The 18738-nt window shown below is 61.9% G+C and carries 18 protein-coding genes; 7 read left to right on the top strand and 11 right to left on the bottom strand.

Features of this window, described 5'->3' with window-relative positions; genetic code table 11:
• Window positions 1–23: 23 nt before the first annotated feature.
• The 6 genes from TX24_RS15700 to TX24_RS15675 form a co-directional block, all read right to left on the bottom strand.
• Window positions 24–1328: an MFS transporter gene (locus TX24_RS15700; RefSeq protein WP_003187298.1), complete on the bottom strand. Its 1305-nt coding sequence runs from the start codon at window positions 1326–1328 to the stop codon at window positions 24–26.
• A gap of 162 nt (window positions 1329–1490) precedes the next feature.
• Window positions 1491–2639 (bottom strand): galactonate dehydratase, encoded by a 1149-nt coding sequence (gene dgoD, locus TX24_RS15695; RefSeq protein ID WP_003187297.1) that lies wholly within the window; start codon window positions 2637–2639, stop codon window positions 1491–1493.
• A gap of 48 nt (window positions 2640–2687) precedes the next feature.
• Window positions 2688–3308, bottom strand: a complete 621-nt coding sequence (locus TX24_RS15690; protein WP_057710642.1) for a 2-dehydro-3-deoxy-6-phosphogalactonate aldolase — start codon at window positions 3306–3308, stop codon at window positions 2688–2690.
• A gap of 1 nt (window position 3309) precedes the next feature.
• Window positions 3310–4269, bottom strand: a complete 960-nt coding sequence (locus tag TX24_RS15685; protein ID WP_003187294.1) for a 2-dehydro-3-deoxygalactonokinase — start codon at window positions 4267–4269, stop codon at window positions 3310–3312.
• Window positions 4270–4445: 176 nt separating this feature from the next.
• Window positions 4446–4772, bottom strand: a complete 327-nt coding sequence (locus TX24_RS15680; protein WP_003187292.1) for a DOPA 4,5-dioxygenase family protein — start codon at window positions 4770–4772, stop codon at window positions 4446–4448.
• Between the two features lie 30 nt (window positions 4773–4802).
• Window positions 4803–5753 carry a choline sulfate utilization transcriptional regulator gene (locus TX24_RS15675; RefSeq protein ID WP_003187289.1) on the bottom strand — a complete coding sequence of 317 codons (951 nt, stop codon included), beginning with the start codon at window positions 5751–5753 and terminating at the stop codon, window positions 4803–4805.
• Window positions 5754–5856: 103 nt separating this feature from the next.
• On the opposite strand from TX24_RS15675, the gene betC reads away from it, so the two are divergent.
• From betC to TX24_RS15660, 3 genes are all read left to right on the top strand, one after another.
• Window positions 5857–7371 carry a choline-sulfatase gene (gene betC, locus TX24_RS15670; RefSeq protein ID WP_003187287.1) on the top strand — a complete coding sequence of 505 codons (1515 nt, stop codon included), beginning with the start codon at window positions 5857–5859 and terminating at the stop codon, window positions 7369–7371.
• Between the two features lie 18 nt (window positions 7372–7389).
• On the top strand, window positions 7390–8304 hold the full coding sequence (choX, locus tag TX24_RS15665) for a choline ABC transporter substrate-binding protein (protein WP_003187286.1): 915 nt from the start codon (window positions 7390–7392) through the stop codon (window positions 8302–8304).
• Window positions 8305–8459: 155 nt separating this feature from the next.
• On the top strand, window positions 8460–10028 hold the full coding sequence (locus TX24_RS15660) for a SulP family inorganic anion transporter (RefSeq protein ID WP_034134134.1): 1569 nt from the start codon (window positions 8460–8462) through the stop codon (window positions 10026–10028).
• 130 nt (window positions 10029–10158) lie between these two features.
• Here TX24_RS15660 and aroE read toward each other — a convergent pair whose 3' ends face one another.
• Complete coding sequence (aroE, locus tag TX24_RS15655; protein ID WP_057710641.1) at window positions 10159–10977, bottom strand: shikimate dehydrogenase; 819 nt, start codon at window positions 10975–10977, stop codon at window positions 10159–10161.
• The gene (gene hemF / locus TX24_RS15650) at window positions 10977–11909 is read right to left on the bottom strand and encodes an oxygen-dependent coproporphyrinogen oxidase (protein ID WP_014716294.1); all 933 of its coding nucleotides are present in this window, start codon (window positions 11907–11909) and stop codon (window positions 10977–10979) included. The genes aroE and hemF overlap by 1 nt, the downstream gene beginning before the upstream one ends.
• A 178-nt stretch (window positions 11910–12087) precedes the next feature.
• Here hemF and TX24_RS15645 point away from each other — a divergent pair, with 178 nt between their 5' ends.
• The gene (locus tag TX24_RS15645; RefSeq protein WP_034134131.1) at window positions 12088–13065 is read left to right on the top strand and encodes a quinone oxidoreductase family protein; all 978 of its coding nucleotides are present in this window, start codon (window positions 12088–12090) and stop codon (window positions 13063–13065) included.
• A gap of 110 nt (window positions 13066–13175) precedes the next feature.
• On the opposite strand, the gene tsaC is transcribed toward TX24_RS15645, so the two are convergent.
• From tsaC to TX24_RS15630, 3 genes are all read right to left on the bottom strand, one after another.
• A complete protein-coding gene (gene tsaC, locus TX24_RS15640; protein WP_003187278.1) occupies window positions 13176–13733 on the bottom strand; it encodes an L-threonylcarbamoyladenylate synthase type 1 TsaC in 558 nt (185 codons plus the stop codon).
• Between the two features lie 74 nt (window positions 13734–13807).
• On the bottom strand, window positions 13808–14911 hold the full coding sequence (dprA, locus tag TX24_RS15635) for a DNA-processing protein DprA (protein ID WP_003187277.1): 1104 nt from the start codon (window positions 14909–14911) through the stop codon (window positions 13808–13810).
• Window positions 14912–14974: 63 nt separating this feature from the next.
• Complete coding sequence (locus tag TX24_RS15630) at window positions 14975–15751, bottom strand: hypothetical protein (RefSeq protein ID WP_034134129.1); 777 nt, start codon at window positions 15749–15751, stop codon at window positions 14975–14977.
• A 135-nt stretch (window positions 15752–15886) separates the two neighbouring features.
• Here TX24_RS15630 and def point away from each other — a divergent pair, with 135 nt between their 5' ends.
• From def to rsmB, 3 genes are all read left to right on the top strand, one after another.
• Complete coding sequence (gene def / locus TX24_RS15625; RefSeq protein WP_003187273.1) at window positions 15887–16393, top strand: peptide deformylase; 507 nt, start codon at window positions 15887–15889, stop codon at window positions 16391–16393.
• Window positions 16394–16462: 69 nt separating this feature from the next.
• Window positions 16463–17416 carry a methionyl-tRNA formyltransferase gene (gene fmt / locus TX24_RS15620; RefSeq protein WP_003187272.1) on the top strand — a complete coding sequence of 318 codons (954 nt, stop codon included), beginning with the start codon at window positions 16463–16465 and terminating at the stop codon, window positions 17414–17416.
• Complete coding sequence (gene rsmB / locus TX24_RS15615) at window positions 17413–18723, top strand: 16S rRNA (cytosine(967)-C(5))-methyltransferase RsmB (RefSeq protein ID WP_057710640.1); 1311 nt, start codon at window positions 17413–17415, stop codon at window positions 18721–18723. The genes fmt and rsmB overlap by 4 nt, the downstream gene beginning before the upstream one ends.
• Window positions 18724–18738: the final 15 nt, after the last annotated feature.

Below are 18738 nucleotides of genomic sequence, written 5' to 3'. Positions count from 1 at the left end.
GGGCGACCCGAAGGTCGCCCCTTTTACAGCTCGATCCGCTCGACTTTACCGACCAGCAAGATGTAGGACAGCGCGCCCAGCAACGCCAAGACCGCAATGTAGGTAATGGCCGGCGCAAATGACGAACCACTGGCCAGGAAGCCAATCACGATAGGCGTGGCAATCGCCGCCAGGTTGCCGATGAAGTTGAACACCCCGCCGGTCAGTCCCAGCAGACGGGCAGGCGCCAAGGTCGAGACCAGCGACCAAGTGATCGACGCCAAACCATTGCCGAAAAACGCCACCGCCAGAAACGCGATGACCCATCCCGTGGAGTCCACATAGTTGGCCCCGATGATCGCCGTGGAAATCAGCAGCCCGCTGATGATCGGCAACTTGCGCGCAAAGCCCACCGACGCCCCACGGCGAATCAGCCAATCGGAAAACACCCCCGAACACAGCACGCCCACAAACGCGGCCAGGAACGGCAACGAGGCCAGCAAGCCAGACTGGATAAAGTCCATGCCACGATATTTCACCAGGTACGTCGGGAACCAGGTCAGGAAGAACCACAGCGTGGAGTTCAGGCAAAACTGGCCCAGGTAGATGCCCCACAGCTTGCGCTTGCTCAGCACGATGCCCAGGTCCGTCCAACTGAAGGGTGCCTTGATGGTTTTAGCCTGCATGTCCACCAGCCCGCCACCGTCGCGGATCAGTTGGATTTCGGCTTCGTTGGCGCCTTTGAAATCTTTGGGCTCGCGGTACACCGCGTACCAGATAGCGGCCCATAGGATGCCGACGCCACCGGTTACCACAAACACCATGTGCCAGCCGTACTGATGTTGCAGCCACGCCAGTACCGGGGTGAGGAACGCCAGGCCGACGAATTGCCCAGAAGTGTAGACGCCGATAGCCGTGGCGCGCTCGCGCTCGGGAAACCAGGTGGTGACCACGCGGCTGTTGATGGGATAGGCCGGTGCCTCCAACGCGCCAACGGCCATGCGCAGCACGAACAGCGCGATAAAGCTGGCGGCGAAACCGAGCATTACGGTGGCAATCGACCACAGCAGCAGGGCCGCCGTGTAGAGAATGCGCGGCGGCACCCGGTCTACCAACCAGCCACCCGGGATTTGCATGGCGGCGTAGGTCCAGCCGAAGGCAGAGAAAATCAGCCCGACTTGCACCGGGTCGATCCCCAGCTCGCTGGTCAGCGCCGGAGCGGCAATCGACAGGTTGCTGCGGTCGAGGTAGTTGATAACCACGGTGATGAACAGCAGCACCATGATGAAAAAGCGCTTTCTGCTAGGCGTGACTAAAGAAGCCTGCCCGGTGAGGGATTCAGGGTGCATGGGGGTGCCTCTTTTTATATTTGTTGAGGAAGGAACGCGCTCAATGTGGGAGCTGGCTGGCCTGCGATGGCGGCATGACTGGCACCGCTGCGGTGACTGGCCCACCGCCATCGCAGGCAAGCCAGCTCCCACCTTTTTTAGCGCGTTTCAATCAGGTAAAAATCACCACTCGGCAAAGCTGCCATCGGCATGGCGCCAGATCGGGTTGCGCCAGCGATGGCCGATGGCCGCGCGCTCAACCACATACTCCTCGTTGATCTCAATGCCCAACCCCGGGCCGTTGGGGATCTTCACAAAGCCCTGGTCATAGTCGAACACGCCCGGGTCTCGCACATAGTCGAGCAGATCGTTGCTTTCATTGTAGTGAATGCCCAGACTCTGCTCCTGGATAAACGCGTTGTAGCAAACCGCATCCAGTTGCAGGCACGCCGCCAAGGCAATCGGGCCCAGCGGGCAGTGCAAGGCGAGGGCCACGTCGTAGGCTTCGGCCATGTTGGCGATCTTGCGGGTTTCGGTGATACCGCCCGCGTGGGAGGCGTCCGGCTGGATGATGTCGACGTAGCCTTCGCTGAGCACGCGCTTGAAATCCCAGCGCGAGAACAGGCGCTCGCCCAGGGCGATCGGCGTACTGGTCAACGGTGCCAGTTCTTTGAGCGCTTCGTAGTTTTCGCTGAGCACCGGCTCTTCAATGAACATCAGTTTGTACGGGTCGAGCTCTTTCATCAGCACCTTGGCCATCGGCTTGTGCACCCGGCCATGGAAGTCGACGCCGATCCCCACGTTAGGGCCGACCGCATCGCGCACGGCAGCGACGTTGGCCAGGGCCAGGTCGACTTTTTCGAAGCTGTCGACAAACTGCAATTCTTCGGTGCCGTTCATTTTTACCGCCGTGAAGCCACGGGCCACCGCCTCTTTGGCAGCACGGGCGGTGTCGGCAGGGCGGTCACCGCCGATCCATGAATACACGCGGATTTTGTCGCGCACCTGGCCGCCCAGCAGATCGCTGACCGACACACCGAGGGCCTTGCCCTTGATGTCCCACAACGCCTGGTCGATGCCGGCGAGGGCGCTCATGTGCACCGCGCCGCCTCGGTAGAAGCCGCCGCGATAGAGCACGGTCCAGATATCTTCGATGTTGCGTGGGTCTTTGCCGATCAGGTAGTCGGACAGTTCTTCGACGGCAGCGGCCACCGTGTGAGCGCGGCCCTCGACCACAGGCTCACCCCAGCCGGTCACACCCTGGTCGGTTTCGACCTTGAGGAAGCACCAGCGCGGCGGAACGATAAAGGTCGTCAGTTTGGTGATTTTCATCTCTTGTCTCTCTTATAGATGCAGCGCCTGTGGGCGCGGAATGTGCTCTCAGCCGAGGGCTTTCCAGGCGGCGACATACGCCTGGGCACGGCTCGCAACCTGATCCACTGTCATGCCCGGCTTGAACAGCCCGGAACCCAATCCGAAGCCCTTGGCGCCGGCGTCGGTAAACACCTGCATGTTGTCCGGGGTGATGCCGCCCACCGGCAGCAGCAACGTGCCCGCCGGCAATACCGCCAGCCATGCCTTGATCACTGAAGGGCCCATTTGCTCGGCCGGGAACAGCTTCAACACATCGGCGCCTTCGGCCAGTGCGGCAAAGGCTTCGGTGGGCGTGGCTACCCCAGGGGACAAATACAGGCCCGCCGCTTTGGCCGCACGCAACACCTTGGCATCGCTGTGGGGCATGACGATCACCTGGCCTCCGGACGCCTTGACCTGCTCGACCTGCTCAGGCGTCAACACCGTGCCAGCACCGATCAGGCAATCGGCGGGCAAGCTGTCGCGCAGGGTGCGGATGCTGGTGTAAGGGTCTGGCGAGTTGAGCGGCACTTCGATCACGCGAAAACCCGCGTCGTACAGCACTTGGCCGACCGCCTGGGCTTCGTCGGGGCGTAGGCCGCGCAGGATGGCGATCAAACCGTTTTGTGCGAGTGCTTGCTTGAGCATGTCAGGCCTCCAGTAAAGGTCGAGTAAGCCCGGCGGCTTGCGCCAGTTGCCACAGGCCACGCTCGGTGGCTTCTTGCGCCAGGCTGACGTGGGCAAAGCCGCAAAGGGCGAGGGCGCGTTGATAGCGGGCGCAGAGTGGAGCAGCGCCGACCAGGATGATCGGCTGGTGTTTGGCGGAATCTGGCAGGCCGACGAGTTCATGGCCGATGAGCAAGCCGGACAGGTAATCGGGTTGCTGGTCGGGCGCCAGCTGCGCAGTGAGCCCAAGGGTACGGGCACTGAACAGGGTTGAGAGCACGCCACGCTGGCCGTCGTTGGACAGCGCCACGTGCACGCCTCGATCAAACGCCTCGGCCTGGAACTGTTCGCTGGCCTGTTGGGTGCGCCCCAGAATGCTGTGCTTGCTCAACACCGCAAACACTTCGCCGGTCATGAAGGTATCGAAATGGGTAATGCGGCCTTCCACCACCTCGACCCATTTGGAATGGCTGCCGGGCAGGCCGATCAGCACCTTGGGCCCAAGCCCTTGCAGTACGCCGAGCACTTGGGTTTCTTCGCCGCGCATCACATTGGGCAGCCCCACTTGCTCGATCACCCCCGGCACGATGTGCACCTGCACCCCGCGCAGGCTGCGTATGCCATGCAACGCCTGGCCAAGGCTGGCGACATCCACAGGCGTGCTGCGATAGGCCGCCTCGCTCCAACCCTGTGCGCTGCCGACCATGCCGCACGCGATCACTGGCAGCCTGGGCTGGGCGTCGAGCCAATCGCCGCAGGCGCTATCGAACGCCAGTTCAAAGCCGTCGGTGCACAGCACACCGGCAATTTCCCGAGGCTCTGTGGGCAAGTGCATGATGCCGGTAGCCAGCGAGCGCTGTTCCAGCACAACGCCCGCGGGGCCGAGTTTGTAAGCACGAAGGGAGCTGGTCCCCCAATCGAGCGCGATCAATTGCGCCTGCATCGCTTCACCTGAAATGAGTGGGTGCTGAAAAAAGCAGATGGGCGAATATAAACCTACGGCGCAGAACATCTCAATATATAAATATCAATCCCATATAATGAGATAAGGCAAGATAAATCCTACAACTCTTCCTGTTTTTACTTAGGGAAAGACGCGGGTTTACCGGGTAAGAACGCTTAAAAAATCGACAGGTCCAGCTCGCGCATCGCACCCATCCAAATGGCGTAATCGGTGTGGTCCTTGAGGTCATCACCGGTTTCCGGGTGCAGGAACACCACCAAACCATTGCGATGCAGCGCCAGCCACGGCAATACCACGCCGATATATTCCGGCTCGAACGCCAGTTGGCAACTCCAATCCGGGTGCGGGCCCACCGGCCGCTCATGCACGCGGCCCATGCGCAACGGGAACAGCCTGGCGGCGTCTTCACAGAGCGTGCGCGCCTGCTCGATCGTACTGGCGTCGAAGTAGATATGGGCGTGGTAGCCCTTGATACGTTGCATGACTGACTCCGGTTCCACTGTGCGCCGATCCTAGACCGCAATCGACGGCAGGGCCAGCCCGGTCAACGACTGCGCACTGCTGGCCTGTTCCGCCACCAGCCACTCGACAAAGCGGTCCACCAACTGACCACGGCGTTTGCGCTGGGGCTGCACCACGTAATAGCCAAATCGCGACGTCACCGTGGGGCTGATCGGTCGGCACAACCAATTCTGCTCCAGCAGGTTATCCACCAGGTGGCGCCAGCCGATGGCGACACCCTGGCCGGCAATCGCGGCCTGGATCAGCAAGGTGTAGTTGTCGAAGCGCAATTGCCCAGGGGTCGGCGCAGCGGTGATACCCAGTTCGCGGAATACGCCGTTCCAGTCGAACCACTGGCTGTTGTTTTCCTGGCGCAGGTGCAGCAACGGGCAGCCTTGCAAGGTCTGCACCGTCAGGGGCGCAGCTTGCTCCTTGAGCCACTGCGGGCTGCACACCGGAAACACCTCCTCATTGAACAACCACAGGCTCTCGCCCTGCTTGAAACGGCCATCGCCGAACAACACCGCCACATCAATATCGCTGCGCAGAGTGGCGTGGTTGCGCTCACTGGTGACCAGGCTGACATCCACCTGCGGGTTGGCCTGGTGGAAGCGATGCAGGCGCGGCATCAGCCAGTAGGCAGCGAAGGCGAAGTCAGTGGCGACTTGCAGCACTTCATGCTGGCTTTGTTGAGTAATGGCGCCGAGGCCCTGGTTGATGTTCTGCAGGCCGCCTTGCACATGCTCGAACAGCAGGGCGCCAGCGTCGGTCAGTTCAATGCCGCGATAAATGCGGTCAAACAGGCGGATCGCCAGTTGCTCTTCGAGGCGTTTGATCTGCTGGCTGACCGCCGGTTGGGTGGTGCCCAGTTCCATCGCGGCAGCGGTGAAACTGCGATGGCGTGCCGCTGCCTCAAAGGCGCGCAGCAAATCGAGAGAGAGGTCACCCAGCGCTTCATACATAAGCTCAACTTATCCTAGTCATTGCCGCGCATGGGCTTTACCCATGTATTGATGGACCGCATGCTCATTCGCATAAACACCGCCTATGGAATGCCGAGAAACCATGAAGCGCAAGAACATTCTTTTCATCATGGCCGATCAGATGGCCGCGCCGATGCTGCCGTTCTACGGGCCTTCCCCGATCAAGCTGCCCAACCTCAGCCGCCTGGCGGCACAAGGTGTGGTGTTCGACGCCGCCTATTGCAACAGCCCATTGTGCGCACCGTCGCGCTTCACCTTGGTAAGTGGCCAATTGCCGAGCAAGATCGGCGCCTACGACAACGCCGCCGATTTCCCCGCCGATGTACCGACCTATGCCCACTACCTGCGTCGCCTCGGCTACCGCACTGCGCTGTCGGGCAAGATGCACTTCTGCGGCCCCGACCAGTTGCACGGCTATGAGGAACGCCTGACCAGCGACATCTACCCCGCCGACTATGGCTGGGCGGTGAACTGGGACGAACCAGACGTACGCCCTACCTGGTATCACAACATGTCCTCGGTACTGCAAGCCGGCCCGTGCGTGCGCACCAACCAGCTGGATTTCGACGAAGAGGTGGTGTTCAAGGCTCAGCAATATCTGTTTGATCACATCCGCGAGGAGGGCGACCAGCCGTTCTGCCTGACCGTGTCGATGACCCATCCCCACGACCCGTACACCATTCCCAAGCCGTTCTGGGACCTGTACGCCGACACCGAGATTCCAATGCCCGCGACGCCGCCCCAGGCCGACCTTGACCCGCATTCCCAGCGGCTGCTCAAGGTCTATGACTTGTGGGACAAACCGCTGCCGGTGGATAAGATCCGCGACGCCCGCCGCGCCTACTTCGGCGCCTGCAGCTACATCGACGGCAACGTCGGCAAGCTGCTGCAGACCCTGGAAGACACCGGCCTGGCCGCCGACACCCTGATCATTTTCTCCGGCGACCACGGCGACATGCTTGGCGAGCGCGGCCTCTGGTACAAAATGCACTGGTTTGAAATGGCCGCCCGCGTGCCGCTGCTGGTCAGTGCGCCGGGGCAGTTCGCCGCTGGCCGCGTCACCCAGGCCGTGTCGACCGCCGACTTGTTGCCGACCCTGGTGGAATTGGCCGGTGGCGAACTGGACCCGCACTTGCCGCTGGACGGCCGCTCACTGGTCCCGCACTTGCAAGGGCAGGGCGGGCATGACGAAGTGTTTGGCGAATACATGGCCGAAGGCACCATAAGCCCGTTGATGATGATTCGCCGGGGCGCCTACAAATTCATCTACAGCGAAGACGACCCTTGCTTGTTGTTCGATGTGCACAACGACCCGCGCGAGCAGGAAAACCTCAGCCAGTGCGCCGAACATCGTCCGTTGTTCGAGGCGTTCTTGCGTGAAGCGCGGGCTAAATGGGACATCCCGGCGATCCATCAACAGGTGCTCGCCAGCCAACGCCGTCGCCGCCTGGTGTTTGAAGCGCTGACCCAAGGCAAACTCAAGAGCTGGGATCACCAGCCACTGGTAGACGCCAGTCAGCAGTACATGCGCAACCATATCGACCTTGATGACCTGGAGCGCAAGGCACGTTTTCCACAACCCTGCCAAAACCAATAAGTAGACAGAGGGAAGGCCATGCAAAAGTTGACCGTGGTACTGAGTTTGGTGGTGCTCAGCAGCGCCCAGGTGTACGCAGACACTCGCTGCGAAACGGTGAAGATGGCCGATCCAGGCTGGAGCGACATTGCCGCCACCAACGCCATCACCAGTTTCTTGCTGACGGGCATGGGCTACCAACCCAAGGTCGACACCTTGGCGGTGCCGATCACCTTCGGCGGGCTGAAAGACGGCCAGGTGGATGTCTTCCTCGGCAACTGGATGCCGGCGCAGCAAGGCTTCTACGACAAGTTCGTGGCCAACGGCGATGTGGTGCAACTGGCGAAGAACCTGGAGGGCACCGAGTTCACCCTCGCGGTGCCGGACTATGTGTGGGAAGCCGGGGTGCATGACTTCGCCGACCTGAACAAGTTTGCCGACAAGTTCGACAAGAAGATCTACGGCATTGGCTCCGGCGCGCCGGCCAATATCTCCTTGCAGGAGATCATCAAGAAAAATGACTTCGACCTGGGGCAATGGAAGCTGATCGAGTCCAGCGAACAAGCGATGCTCGCAGAGGTCTCGCGAGCGGTGAAGAAACAGCGTTTCATCACCTTCCTCGGCTGGACCCCACACCCGATGAACGTGCAACTGAAAATGCGTTACCTCAAAGGCGGCGAGCAGTACTTTGGCGCTACCGGCAGCGTGTATACCCTGACCCGCAAGGGTTACGCACAAGCCTGCCCCAATGTCGGGAAACTGCTGACCAACCTGAGTTTCACCCAGGCCATGGAGAACAGCATCATGGCCGACGTGGCCAACAACAAGGTCAGCAATGCGCAGGCGGCGAAGGCGTGGATCAAGGCCAACCCGGCGGTGCTGGACCAGTGGCTGGAGGGCGTGAAAACCCTGGATGGCCAGGAGGCGTTGCCGGCGGTAAAGGCCAAACTCTGACGCTTGCCGCTGCCCCCTGTGGGAGCTGGCTTGCCTGCGATAGCATCACCCCGGTATGCCTGTCGCACCGAGGCGCCAGCATCGCAGGCAACCCAGCTCCCACACGTACCCATGCATATTGATACTCTTGCCAAAACCCTTTACCCGAGCCTGCGATGCCCCGGCCCACCCGCCATACACTCTTGCCCTTCCTGCGCTGGCTGCCGCGCCAAACCCGCGCCAGCGTCGGCCGGGATGCCATCGTCGGCCTCAGCGGCGCGGTGCTTGCGCTGCCGCAGTCAATTGCCTACGCATTGATCGCAGGTCTCCCACCCGAATACGGGCTCTACGCCGCCATCATTCCGGTATTGATCGCTTGCCTGTGGGGCTCGTCCTGGCACCTGATCTGCGGGCCCACGGCCGCCATCTCCATCGTGCTTTACGCCAGCGTCAGCCCATTGGCCGTGCCCGGCTCCCAGGACTACATCACCCTTATTCTGTTGCTGACCCTCCTCGCGGGCGTATTCCAGTGGTTGCTCGGCCTGCTGCGCTTCGGCGCCCTGGTGAACTTTGTCTCCCATTCGGTGGTGCTGGGTTTCACCCTGGGCGCCGCTGTGGTGATTGCCCTGGGGCAACTGCCCAACCTGCTCGGGTTGGATTTGCCCAGCCAGGCCACGGCCATCAACGGTCTACTGGCGCTGATCGATCATCGTGGCGAGTGGGATCAGGCATCCCTGGCCCTGGGGCTGGGGACGTTGCTGGCAGGCATGTTGCTCAAGTACCTGGTGCCACGCTGGCCCACACTGTTGATAGCCTTGGTGCTGGGCAGCCTGGTGGCATGGTTGTGGCCGGCGATGTTCGGGCATGTGGCACGGGTCAGTTCGTTCATCGGCAAACTGCCGCCGTTCAGCCCGTTGCCGATGGACCTGGACCTGGTGCTGCGCCTGCTGCCCAGTGCCGTGGCTGTGGGCATGCTGGGGTTGGTGACCAGCCTGTCGATTGCCCGCTCGCTGTCGGCCCGCTCGCAACAACTGCTCGACGCCAACCAGGAAGTTCGCGCCCAGGGTTTATCCAACATCGTCGGCGGATTTTTTTCCGGCTACCTGTCAGCCGGATCATTCACCCGCTCGGGCCTCAGTTACGAGGCGGGCGCCTGTTCGCCGCTGGCGGGGGTGTTTTCGGCCCTGTGGGTGGCGTTATTCGCGTTATTTGGCGCAGCGTTGATCGCGCATATTCCGATCCCGAGCATGGCGGCGAGCATCCTGCTGATTTGCTGGGGGCTGGTGGACCACCGCGGCATTCGCGCGCTGTTCCGGGTCAGCCGTGCCGAATTCGTGGTGATGAGCCTGACCTGCGTCGCCACCTTATTGTTGGAGCTGCAAACGGCCATCTATGCCGGGGTGCTGGCGTCGCTGTTTTTCTACCTCAAGCGCACGTCGCAGCCACGGGTTCAACACTGGCGCGACGGTGAGGCGGATGTGTTGCGGGTGGGCGGCTCGATCTTTTTTGGCGCCAGCCATTACCTGCAAGTGCGCCTGCAGCGCTTGCAGGGCGAGCGGGTGGTGATCGAGGCGCAGCAGATCAACTTTATCGACTATTCCGGGGTGGAGATGCTGCATCAGGAGGCGCGCCGATTGGCGGGGTTGGGGCGTAGCTTGACGTTGCGTGGGGCCAGGCCGCAGGTGGTTGATGAGCTGAAAAAGCTCGACGGGCCAGATAACTGCCCCATCGACTTTGAAGACTGAACCCGATCAAAACTGTGGGAGCTGGCTTGCCTGCGATAGCGGTGGGTCAGCCAGCACATGGGTAACTGACCTATTGCTGTCGCAGGCAAGCCAGCTCCCACATTAACGGTGCCCACATCAGAGTGTGGAATCAGGCCAATTGCCGGCGCAGTTCGGCCAGTACCGGCGCCGAATCCGGCCGCACACCACGCCACAGCAAGAAGGCTTCCGCCGCTTGTTCCACCAGCATGCCCAGGCCATCCATCGCCACCGCCGCGCCTTGCTCGCTCGCCCAGCGGCAGAATGCAGTGGGTTGCTTGGCGTACATCATGTCGTAGCAGAAGGTCTTGCCCGACTCGATCAGGCTGCCGGCAATCGGCGGTACATCGCCTGACAGGCTGGCCGACGTGGCATTGATGATCACGTCCACCGGCTCACGCAACCAGTCGAAGCCACTGGCAGACACCGGGCCCAGGTCATCGAACAGCTCAGCCAGTAACTCGGCTTTTTCCACGGTGCGGTTGGCGATGATCAACGACGAGGGTTGCTGCGCCAGCAACGGCTCCAGCGCACCGCGTACCGCGCCACCGGCGCCCAATAACAGAATGCGTTTGCCTTGCAGGGCCAGCCCGGCATTGACCGTCAAATCGCGCACCAGGCCCGCGCCGTCGGTGTTGTCGCCCAACAAGGTGCCGTCAGCCAGTTTGCTCAAGGTGTTCACGGCACCGGCGCGCTGGGCTCGTTCGGTCAGGGTATTGGCCAGGCGATAGGCCTCTTCCTTGAACGGCACGGTCACGTTGGCGCCCCGGCCCTGTTGGAAAAACTCTCGGGCACAGGCGGTGAAGTCCTCCAACGGCGCGAGCATCGTGCTGTAGTCCAGTTGTTCGCCGGTCTGGGCGGCAAACAGACGGTGAATCAACGGCGACTTGCTGTGGCCGATGGGGTTACCGAACACGACATAACGGTCCATCACACCGCCGCCTTGGGCGCGGCAACGCCGAGCCAGTCACGGTCTTGCAGGAAGTAGTCGGTGAGGCGCGCCTCTTCGCTGCCGGCTTCGGCCTTCCAGTCGTAGCTCCAGCGTACCTGGGGTGGCAGCGACATCAGGATCGACTCCGTACGCCCGCCCGATTGCAGGCCGAACAGCGTGCCACGGTCATAGACCAGGTTGAACTCAACGTAGCGGCCCCGGCGGAACTCCTGGAACTGGCGCTGTTGCTCGGTGTACGCCATGGCCTTGCGACGCTGCACAATCGGCAGGTAGGCGTCGATGTAGGCATCGCCGATGGCGCGGATGAAGGCGAAGCAGGTGTCGAAGCCCCACTCGTTCAAGTCATCGAAGAACAACCCACCGATGCCACGGGGCTCGTTGCGATGTTTGATGTGGAAGTAGGTGTCACACCAGGCCTTGTAGCGGGAGTACACGTCCGGGCCAAACGGTGCACAGGCCTGCTCGGCCACGCGGTGCCAGTGAATGCAGTCTTCTTCATTGCCGTAATACGGGGTGAGATCGAAGCCACCCCCGAACCACCACACCGGCTCTTCGCCTTCTTTTTCAGCGATGAAAAACCGCACATTGGCGTGGGAAGTCGGTACATGCGGGTTATGCGGATGGATCACCAGTGACACGCCAAGCGCTTCAAACCCACGGCCGGCCAGCTCGGGGCGATGGGCACTGGCAGACGGTGGTAAACCGCTGCCGAACACGTGGGAAAAGTTGACGCCGCCTTTTTCGATCACCGAACCGTTTTCCATCACACGGGTGCGACCGCCACCGCCGGCTGGCCGGGTCCAGGCGTCTTCGATAAAGCGAGTGTCCGTCTCGAAGGTTTCCAGGGCGCTGCAAATGCGGTCTTGCAGGTCAAGCAGGTAGGCTTTAACGGCCTCGGTGCGGGTAGTCATGGCATCACCTTGAATCGGGCAAAGCTACGCGAGGCCCATGGGGCGTCGGCGGCAAATGGGCGCACAGGATACCACTGCGCTTAGATGCCACTGCACTTAGGTGCGCGGCAGTTGACGAAGATCAAGCTTAGGAGTCCGATAGGGGGCTACGCAGATTCGAACCCAAGGAGAAGTGCAGATGGCCAAACGTATCCAGTTCAGCGCCCATGGCGGCCCCGACGTACTTGAATATGTGGACTACACGCCAGCGGAACCTGGCCCACAGCAGGTTCGGGTGCGCAACGAGGCGATCGGCCTGAACTTCATCGACACCTACTTCCGCAGTGGCCTCTATGCGCCGCCGGCCCTGCCATCGGGTCTGGGTGCGGAAGGTGCTGGCGTAGTCGATGCCGTTGGCAGTGAAGTCAGCCAATTCAAAGTCGGCGACCGTGTGGCCTACGGCAGCGGCCCGCTGGGTGCCTACAGCGAGTCGCACGTGTTGCCCGCCGCCAACCTGGTGCACCTGCCGGATGAGATCAGCTTTGAACAGGCCGCCGGTGCCATGCTCAAAGGCCTGACCGTGCAGTACCTGCTGCGCCAGACCTATGAGCTCAAAGGCGGTGAAACCATTTTGTTCCACGCCGCCGCCGGTGGCGTGGGTTCCCTGGCCTGCCAATGGGCCAAGGCTCTGGGGGTGAAGTTGATCGGCACGGTCAGTTCGCCGGAAAAAGCCGCCCTGGCCAAATCCCTCGGCGCCTGGGAAACCATCGACTACAGCAAGGAAGATGTCGCACAACGCGTACTGGAATTAACTGACGGCAAGAAATGCCCGGTGGTGTACGACGGCGTCGGCAAGGACACCTGGCTGACCTCACTCGACAGCGTGGCGCCACGGGGTCTGGTGGTGAGCTTCGGCAACGCGTCGGGTGCGGTGGATGGGGTGAACCTGGGGATTCTGTCGGCGAAGGGTTCGCTGTACGTCACCCGGCCGACTTTGGCGACCTATGCAAACAATCCGGCGAACCTGCAGGCGATGGCGGACGATCTGTTTTCGATGATCAAGAGTGGCAAGGTACGCATTGATATCAACCAGCGCTACTCGCTGGCAGAGGCGGCCAAAGCGCAGACGGAGTTGTCGGGGCGGCGCACGACTGGATCGACCATCCTGCTGCCTTAAGATCGTACCCACGCTCTGCGTGGGAATGCATACCGTGACGCTCTGCGTCACAAGCGGACCCAGAGCGTCCAATGCGGCGTTCCCACGCAGAGCGTGGGAACGAGCTGCACCTACGAGGGGCGCACCACATCACCCGTCACCAGATCCCGAATCAGGCTCGGGTTCTTGCGCCCACCCAAGGCGCCGCCCAACACCAGGTCCACTTGCCCGCGAAAATACTGCTCCACGCGAATGCGCGTGCGGGCTGCCGGGCGGCCCTGAGGGTTGGCCGAGGTGGAAATCAACGGGCCGACCTCGGCGCACAAATCTCTCACCAACGGATGATCACTGACCCGCAGCGCTACGGTGTCGTGCACACCCGTGACCCATTCGGGCAGCAAGTCTTGATGGGGCACCAGCCAGGTATTCGGCCCTGGCCAGGTGCTGGCCATGCGTTCGACCCACGTGTCCGGGAAATCCTCAAACAGAAAGTCGAACTGACGAATATTGTCCGCCACCAGGATCAGGCCTTTGTCGACCGAGCGGTTCTTGATCGCCAACAGCCGATCCACTGCTTCTTCGTTCCACGGGTCGCAGCCCAGGCCCCAGACCGCTTCGGTCGGATAGGCGATCACTGCGCCTGCGCGAATTTCCCGTGCGGCTTCCAGCACACGCCACCTGTTGACCATTGTTAACTCTCCGGACTAAAGCTCTGGGCAGTTTACCGATCTTCGTTACAAAACCTAGCGCCAAAAACGGGCCACTACCAAAGCGGACACCGCGCCAGCCAGCGCCCGCTTTCGCAAATCACCTGGCCCTCCAACTCCAGCTCCGTCAGGGTGGCCAGTACTTGTGACAACGGCCGACCGCTGGCAATCGCCAAGGCTTCGCTGCTATGCGGTGCCGCGTGCAGTAGCGCCACCAGCGGATGGGTTACGGGCACCGGTGCCGCATGGGACAACCGCTGCCAACCACGCAAGCCTTCAAGTATGTGCTCGATGGTTTCCACCAACACCGCGCCATCACGGATCAGTTGATGACAGCCTTTGGCGGCGGGGTGGTGAATGGAACCCGGAATCGCGTACACCTCGCGCCCTTGCTCCGCCGCCAGGCGTGCGGTGATCAGCGAGCCGCTGGCGATACTGGCCTCCACCACCAGTACGCCTAACGACAACCCGCTGATGATCCGGTTGCGCCGTGGGAAATTACCGGCCTGGGGCGCGGTATCCAGCGGAAACTCGGAAACCACGGCGCTGCCTTGGGCGATCATCGCCGCAGCAAGCTTGCGATGGCGCTGTGGATAAAAATTTTCCAGGCCAGTGCCAAGCACGCCGATGGTATGGCCGCCCACGTCCAATGCCGCCTGGTGCGCCGCGCCATCAATGCCCACCGCCAGCCCACTGGTGATGACAAAACCGGCGCTCGCCAGGCTGCGGGAAAAGGCCGCTGCCGTGTCCATGCCCGGGCGCGAGGCACGCCGGCTACCGACCATGGCCAACTGTGGTTTTTCCAGAATATCGGGGTCGCCCGCAACGAATAACAACGGCGGCGCATCGTCGATCTGCGCGAGCAACGCCGGGTAATCCGGGTGGTCCCACATCAGCAAATGCTGGGCCGGGCGAGCCAGCCAGGCCAACGCCTCACTGGCACCGTCACGGACTTTGGGGCTACGTCGGGCCTCTGCGCTGATGGCGGGCAAACCGAGGGAACGCCAGGCACTGGCGGGAGCACTCAGGGCCTTGGAAGCGCAACCAAAGGCATCGATCAACACGTGAAAACGCTTGGGCCCCAGTTCTGGCAGCCTGTGCAAGCGTAGCCGGGCTTCCAGCTCTGCCGGGGAAATATCGCTACTGTTTATCGGATTCATATGATCATCCTTGACCGGAACAAGCTGTGGATAACTCTGTTGGTAACTTATTTAGCAGGCTATTTATTGCGCTTGATCAGCCGTCTCGAAACGGTCTTGCACGGCCAACGACCGTGAAGCACTGAGCACCAGGGCATAGCTGAGCTTTTCATAGGTGCGAAACACCAGCAGGGTGCCGGCTCGCTCATCCGGGAGGGGAGTGGGCGTGCCGGTGAGGGTGTCTCGCACGATGGCGCCAGCCTTGATCACTGTGAGCAGTTGGCCTTCCACCAAGCCATCGCGGCGGCCCTTGTTGAGGGTCACAGCGTCGAGCACGCCAATCTGCGTGACGCCCTTGGGGATGTCGATGATATGCCCTGTAATCAAGGGTGCAGGTTTGCAGGGTTCCAGGCTGGCCAAAGCAACGGGAGGCTCGGCGCGCAACAAACGGTCGCCTGGGCGAATTTCCTGGGTCACCCGTTGCACTGCCAGGGTGGTGAGGCTGTCGGCAAGCACAAAGCGCGCAGTGCCGATGTCGTCGGCATTGATGCCCAACAGCTCTTGGGTATGGGGGTCGGTGTAGGCCTTGCCCCGCCGAAATATCCCGTAGCTTGGCTGGGCCGGGTCCAGATGCCCGCGCGCATGCACACGCTCGTCGTTGGCACCCAGAACGCGCCCGCCTTGCGCCGCAATAATGTAAGGCGCGTTGTCCAGGTCCTGGGGGGAGTCAAAAATACGGTTGTGCAGTAAAAAATGCTGGATGGCCTGTTGCGCGGCCTGATCCAGACGCTCAGTGGGTTGCACAATCAATGCCGTGGCGAACGGAGCCCACAGCAGCAAGACGAGTAGCGATTTCCTCATGGGGTGAATCTCCTTTATTATGTGCGTTCGCGTGAAATGCCATGGCCTTCGCGGCTTCCGAGCGTTTCACACCGGCCGTATGGGTCCATCCCACCGCCGATTTGTCTCTTCCTCACATGTGCAGCAATTACGCTTATGGCTATTTTGAACATCCTCGAATTTCCCGACTCGCGCCTGCGCACGATCGCCAAGCCGGTGGCCGTAGTGGACGACAAGGTTCGTCAGTTGGTCGATGACATGTTTGAAACAATGTATGAAGCCCCGGGCATCGGCCTCGCCGCGACCCAGGTCAACGTGCATCTGCGCGTCGTGGTCATGGACCTGTCGGAAGACCGCAGCGAACCTCGGGTGTACATCAACCCTGAGTTCGAACCGCTGACCGAAGAGATGGGCGAATACCAGGAAGGCTGCCTGTCGGTGCCGGAGTTCTACGAGAATGTGGAACGCCCGCTACGCGTGAAGATCAAGGCGCTGGACCGTGACGGCAAGCCTTTCGAGCTGATTGCCGAAGGCCTGCTGGCGGTGTGCATCCAGCATGAATGCGACCACCTCAACGGCAAGCTGTTCGTCGATTACCTGTCCACGCTCAAGCGTGACCGCATCAAGAAGAAGCTGGAAAAAAAGCATCGCCAGCAAGCCTGATGCCCTTCTTCCAAAGGCTTGCTGCGGCAAGCCTTTTTCTTTTGTGACTGTTTTTAACCGAGAACTCCCATGACCGAGCCATTGCGCATTGTTTTTGCCGGCACTCCTGAATTTGCCGCCGAACACCTCAAGGCGCTGCTTGCCAGCCCTTATGACCTCGTCGCGGTGTACACCCAGCCGGATCGCCCGGCCGGTCGCGGGCAAAAACTGATGCCGAGTGCGGTCAAGCAGTTGGCGCTGGAGCACAACATTCCTGTGCTGCAGCCGCCGACCCTGCGTAACGCCGAGGCCCAGGCCGAACTGGCCGCGCTGAAGCCGGACCTGCTGGTGGTGGTGGCCTACGGCTTGATCCTGCCCCAGGCTGTGCTGGATATCCCGCGCCTGGGTTGCATCAACAGCCACGCTTCACTGCTGCCACGCTGGCGCGGTGCGGCGCCGATTCAACGCGCCGTTGAAGCAGGCGACAGCGAGAGCGGCGTGACCGTGATGCGCATGGAAGCCGGCCTGGATACTGGGCCGATGCTGCTCAAGGTCACCACGCCGATCACCGCCCAAGACACCGGCGGCAGCCTGCACGACCGCCTCGCTGAGCTAGGCCCGCCCGCTGTGATCCAGGCCATCGCCGGCCTCGCTGCCGGCACCCTGCAAGGCGAAATCCAAGACGACAGCCTGGCCACCTACGCCCACAAGCTGAACAAGGACGAAGCGCGCATTGACTGGAGCCGCCCAGCCCTGGAGCTGGAGCGCCTGGTACGTGCCTTCAACCCATGGCCGATCTGTCACAGCACCCTCAACGGCGAAGCCTTGAAAGTGTTGGCCGCGACCCTGGCCGATGGCACAGGCGCTCCCGGCGAGATCATCGGCGCCAGCAAAGACGGTCTGTTGGTGGCTTGCGGTGAACAGGCGCTGTGCCTGACGCGTCTGCAATTGCCCGGCGGCAAGGCGCTGAACTTCAGCGATTTGTTCAATAGCCGTCGTGAGAAATTCGCCTTGGGCACCACGCTTGGGGTGGTCACTCAATGAACCCACGTCTGGCCGCCGCCAAGGCTCTTGCCGCCGTCCTCAACGGCAAGGCTTCGCTGAACAGTTCGCTGCCGACGCAGTTGGATAAAGTTGAAGACCGCGACCGGGGGTTTACCCAGGACCTGGCCTTTGGCACCGCCCGTTGGCAGCCACGGTTGTCTGCGCTGGCCGCCAAGCTGCTGCAAAAACCGTTCAAAGCGGCGGACGCGGATGTCGAGGCGCTGTTGCTAGTGGGTCTCTACCAATTGCTCTACACCCGCGTGCCCGCCCACGCGGCCATCGGTGAAACCGTCGGTTGCGCCGACAAGTTGAAAAAGCCCTGGGCCAAGGCCCTGCTCAATGCCGTGCTGCGCCGCGCCCAGCGCGAAAGCGAAGCCCTGCTGGCCGAGCTGGAACATGATCCGGTGGTGCGCACCGCCCACCCGCGTTGGCTGCAAAAATCCCTGAAGGCCTTTTGGCCTGAGCAATGGGAAGCCATCTGCGCAGCCAACAACGCGCACCCGCCGATGATCCTACGGGTCAACCGTCGTCACCACAGCCGTGACGCGTATTTGCAGTTACTGGCGGACGCTGGCATCAACGCCACGCCCTGTATATACAGCACGGACGGCATCGTGCTCGAAGCGGCTGCCGATGTGCGTAGCCTGCCGGGCTTTGCCGAAGGTTGGATCAGTGTGCAGGACGAAGCCGCGCAGTTGGCCGCCGACTTGCTCGACCTCGCCCCCGGCCAGCGCGTACTCGATGCCTGCTGCGCGCCCGGCGGTAAGACCTGCCACATCCTCGAAGTGGAAAAAGACCTGGCTGGTGTAGTCGCGGTGGACCTTGAAGCCAAGCGCCTGGTGCGCGTGCGGGAAAACCTCACGCGCCTGGGCTTGAGCGCCGAGCTGATCGCCGCGGATGGCCGCGACACCGCCGCCTGGTGGGACGGCAAGCCCTTCCAGCGCATCCTGCTGGACGCCCCTTGCTCGGCCACCGGCGTGATCCGCCGTCATCCGGACATCAAGCTGACCCGCCAGCCCGACGACATCGCCGCCTTGGCGGTGCTGCAAGGCGAACTGCTCGACGCGCTTTGGCCCACCTTGGAAGTCGGCGGCATCCTGCTTTACGCCACCTGCTCCACCTTGCCCACCGAAAATACCGAGGTCATCCAAGCCTTCCTCGCCCGCACCAGCGGCGCGCGTGAGCTGGACCTCGCTACCACGGCCGGCATCAAGCAGCCCCACGGTCGCCAACTGCTTGCCCAAGAAGGCGGGCACGATGGCTTCTACTACGCCAAACTGATCAAGATCGCCGCCGCGCGCGGCTGAATGGTTTTAAGGGAG

It is taken from the genome of Pseudomonas lactis, assembly GCF_001439845.1.
In the GTDB taxonomy this organism is placed as follows: Bacteria; Pseudomonadota; Gammaproteobacteria; order Pseudomonadales; family Pseudomonadaceae; genus Aquipseudomonas; species Aquipseudomonas lactis.
This window is presented reverse-complemented; position numbering and strand designations above follow the sequence as displayed.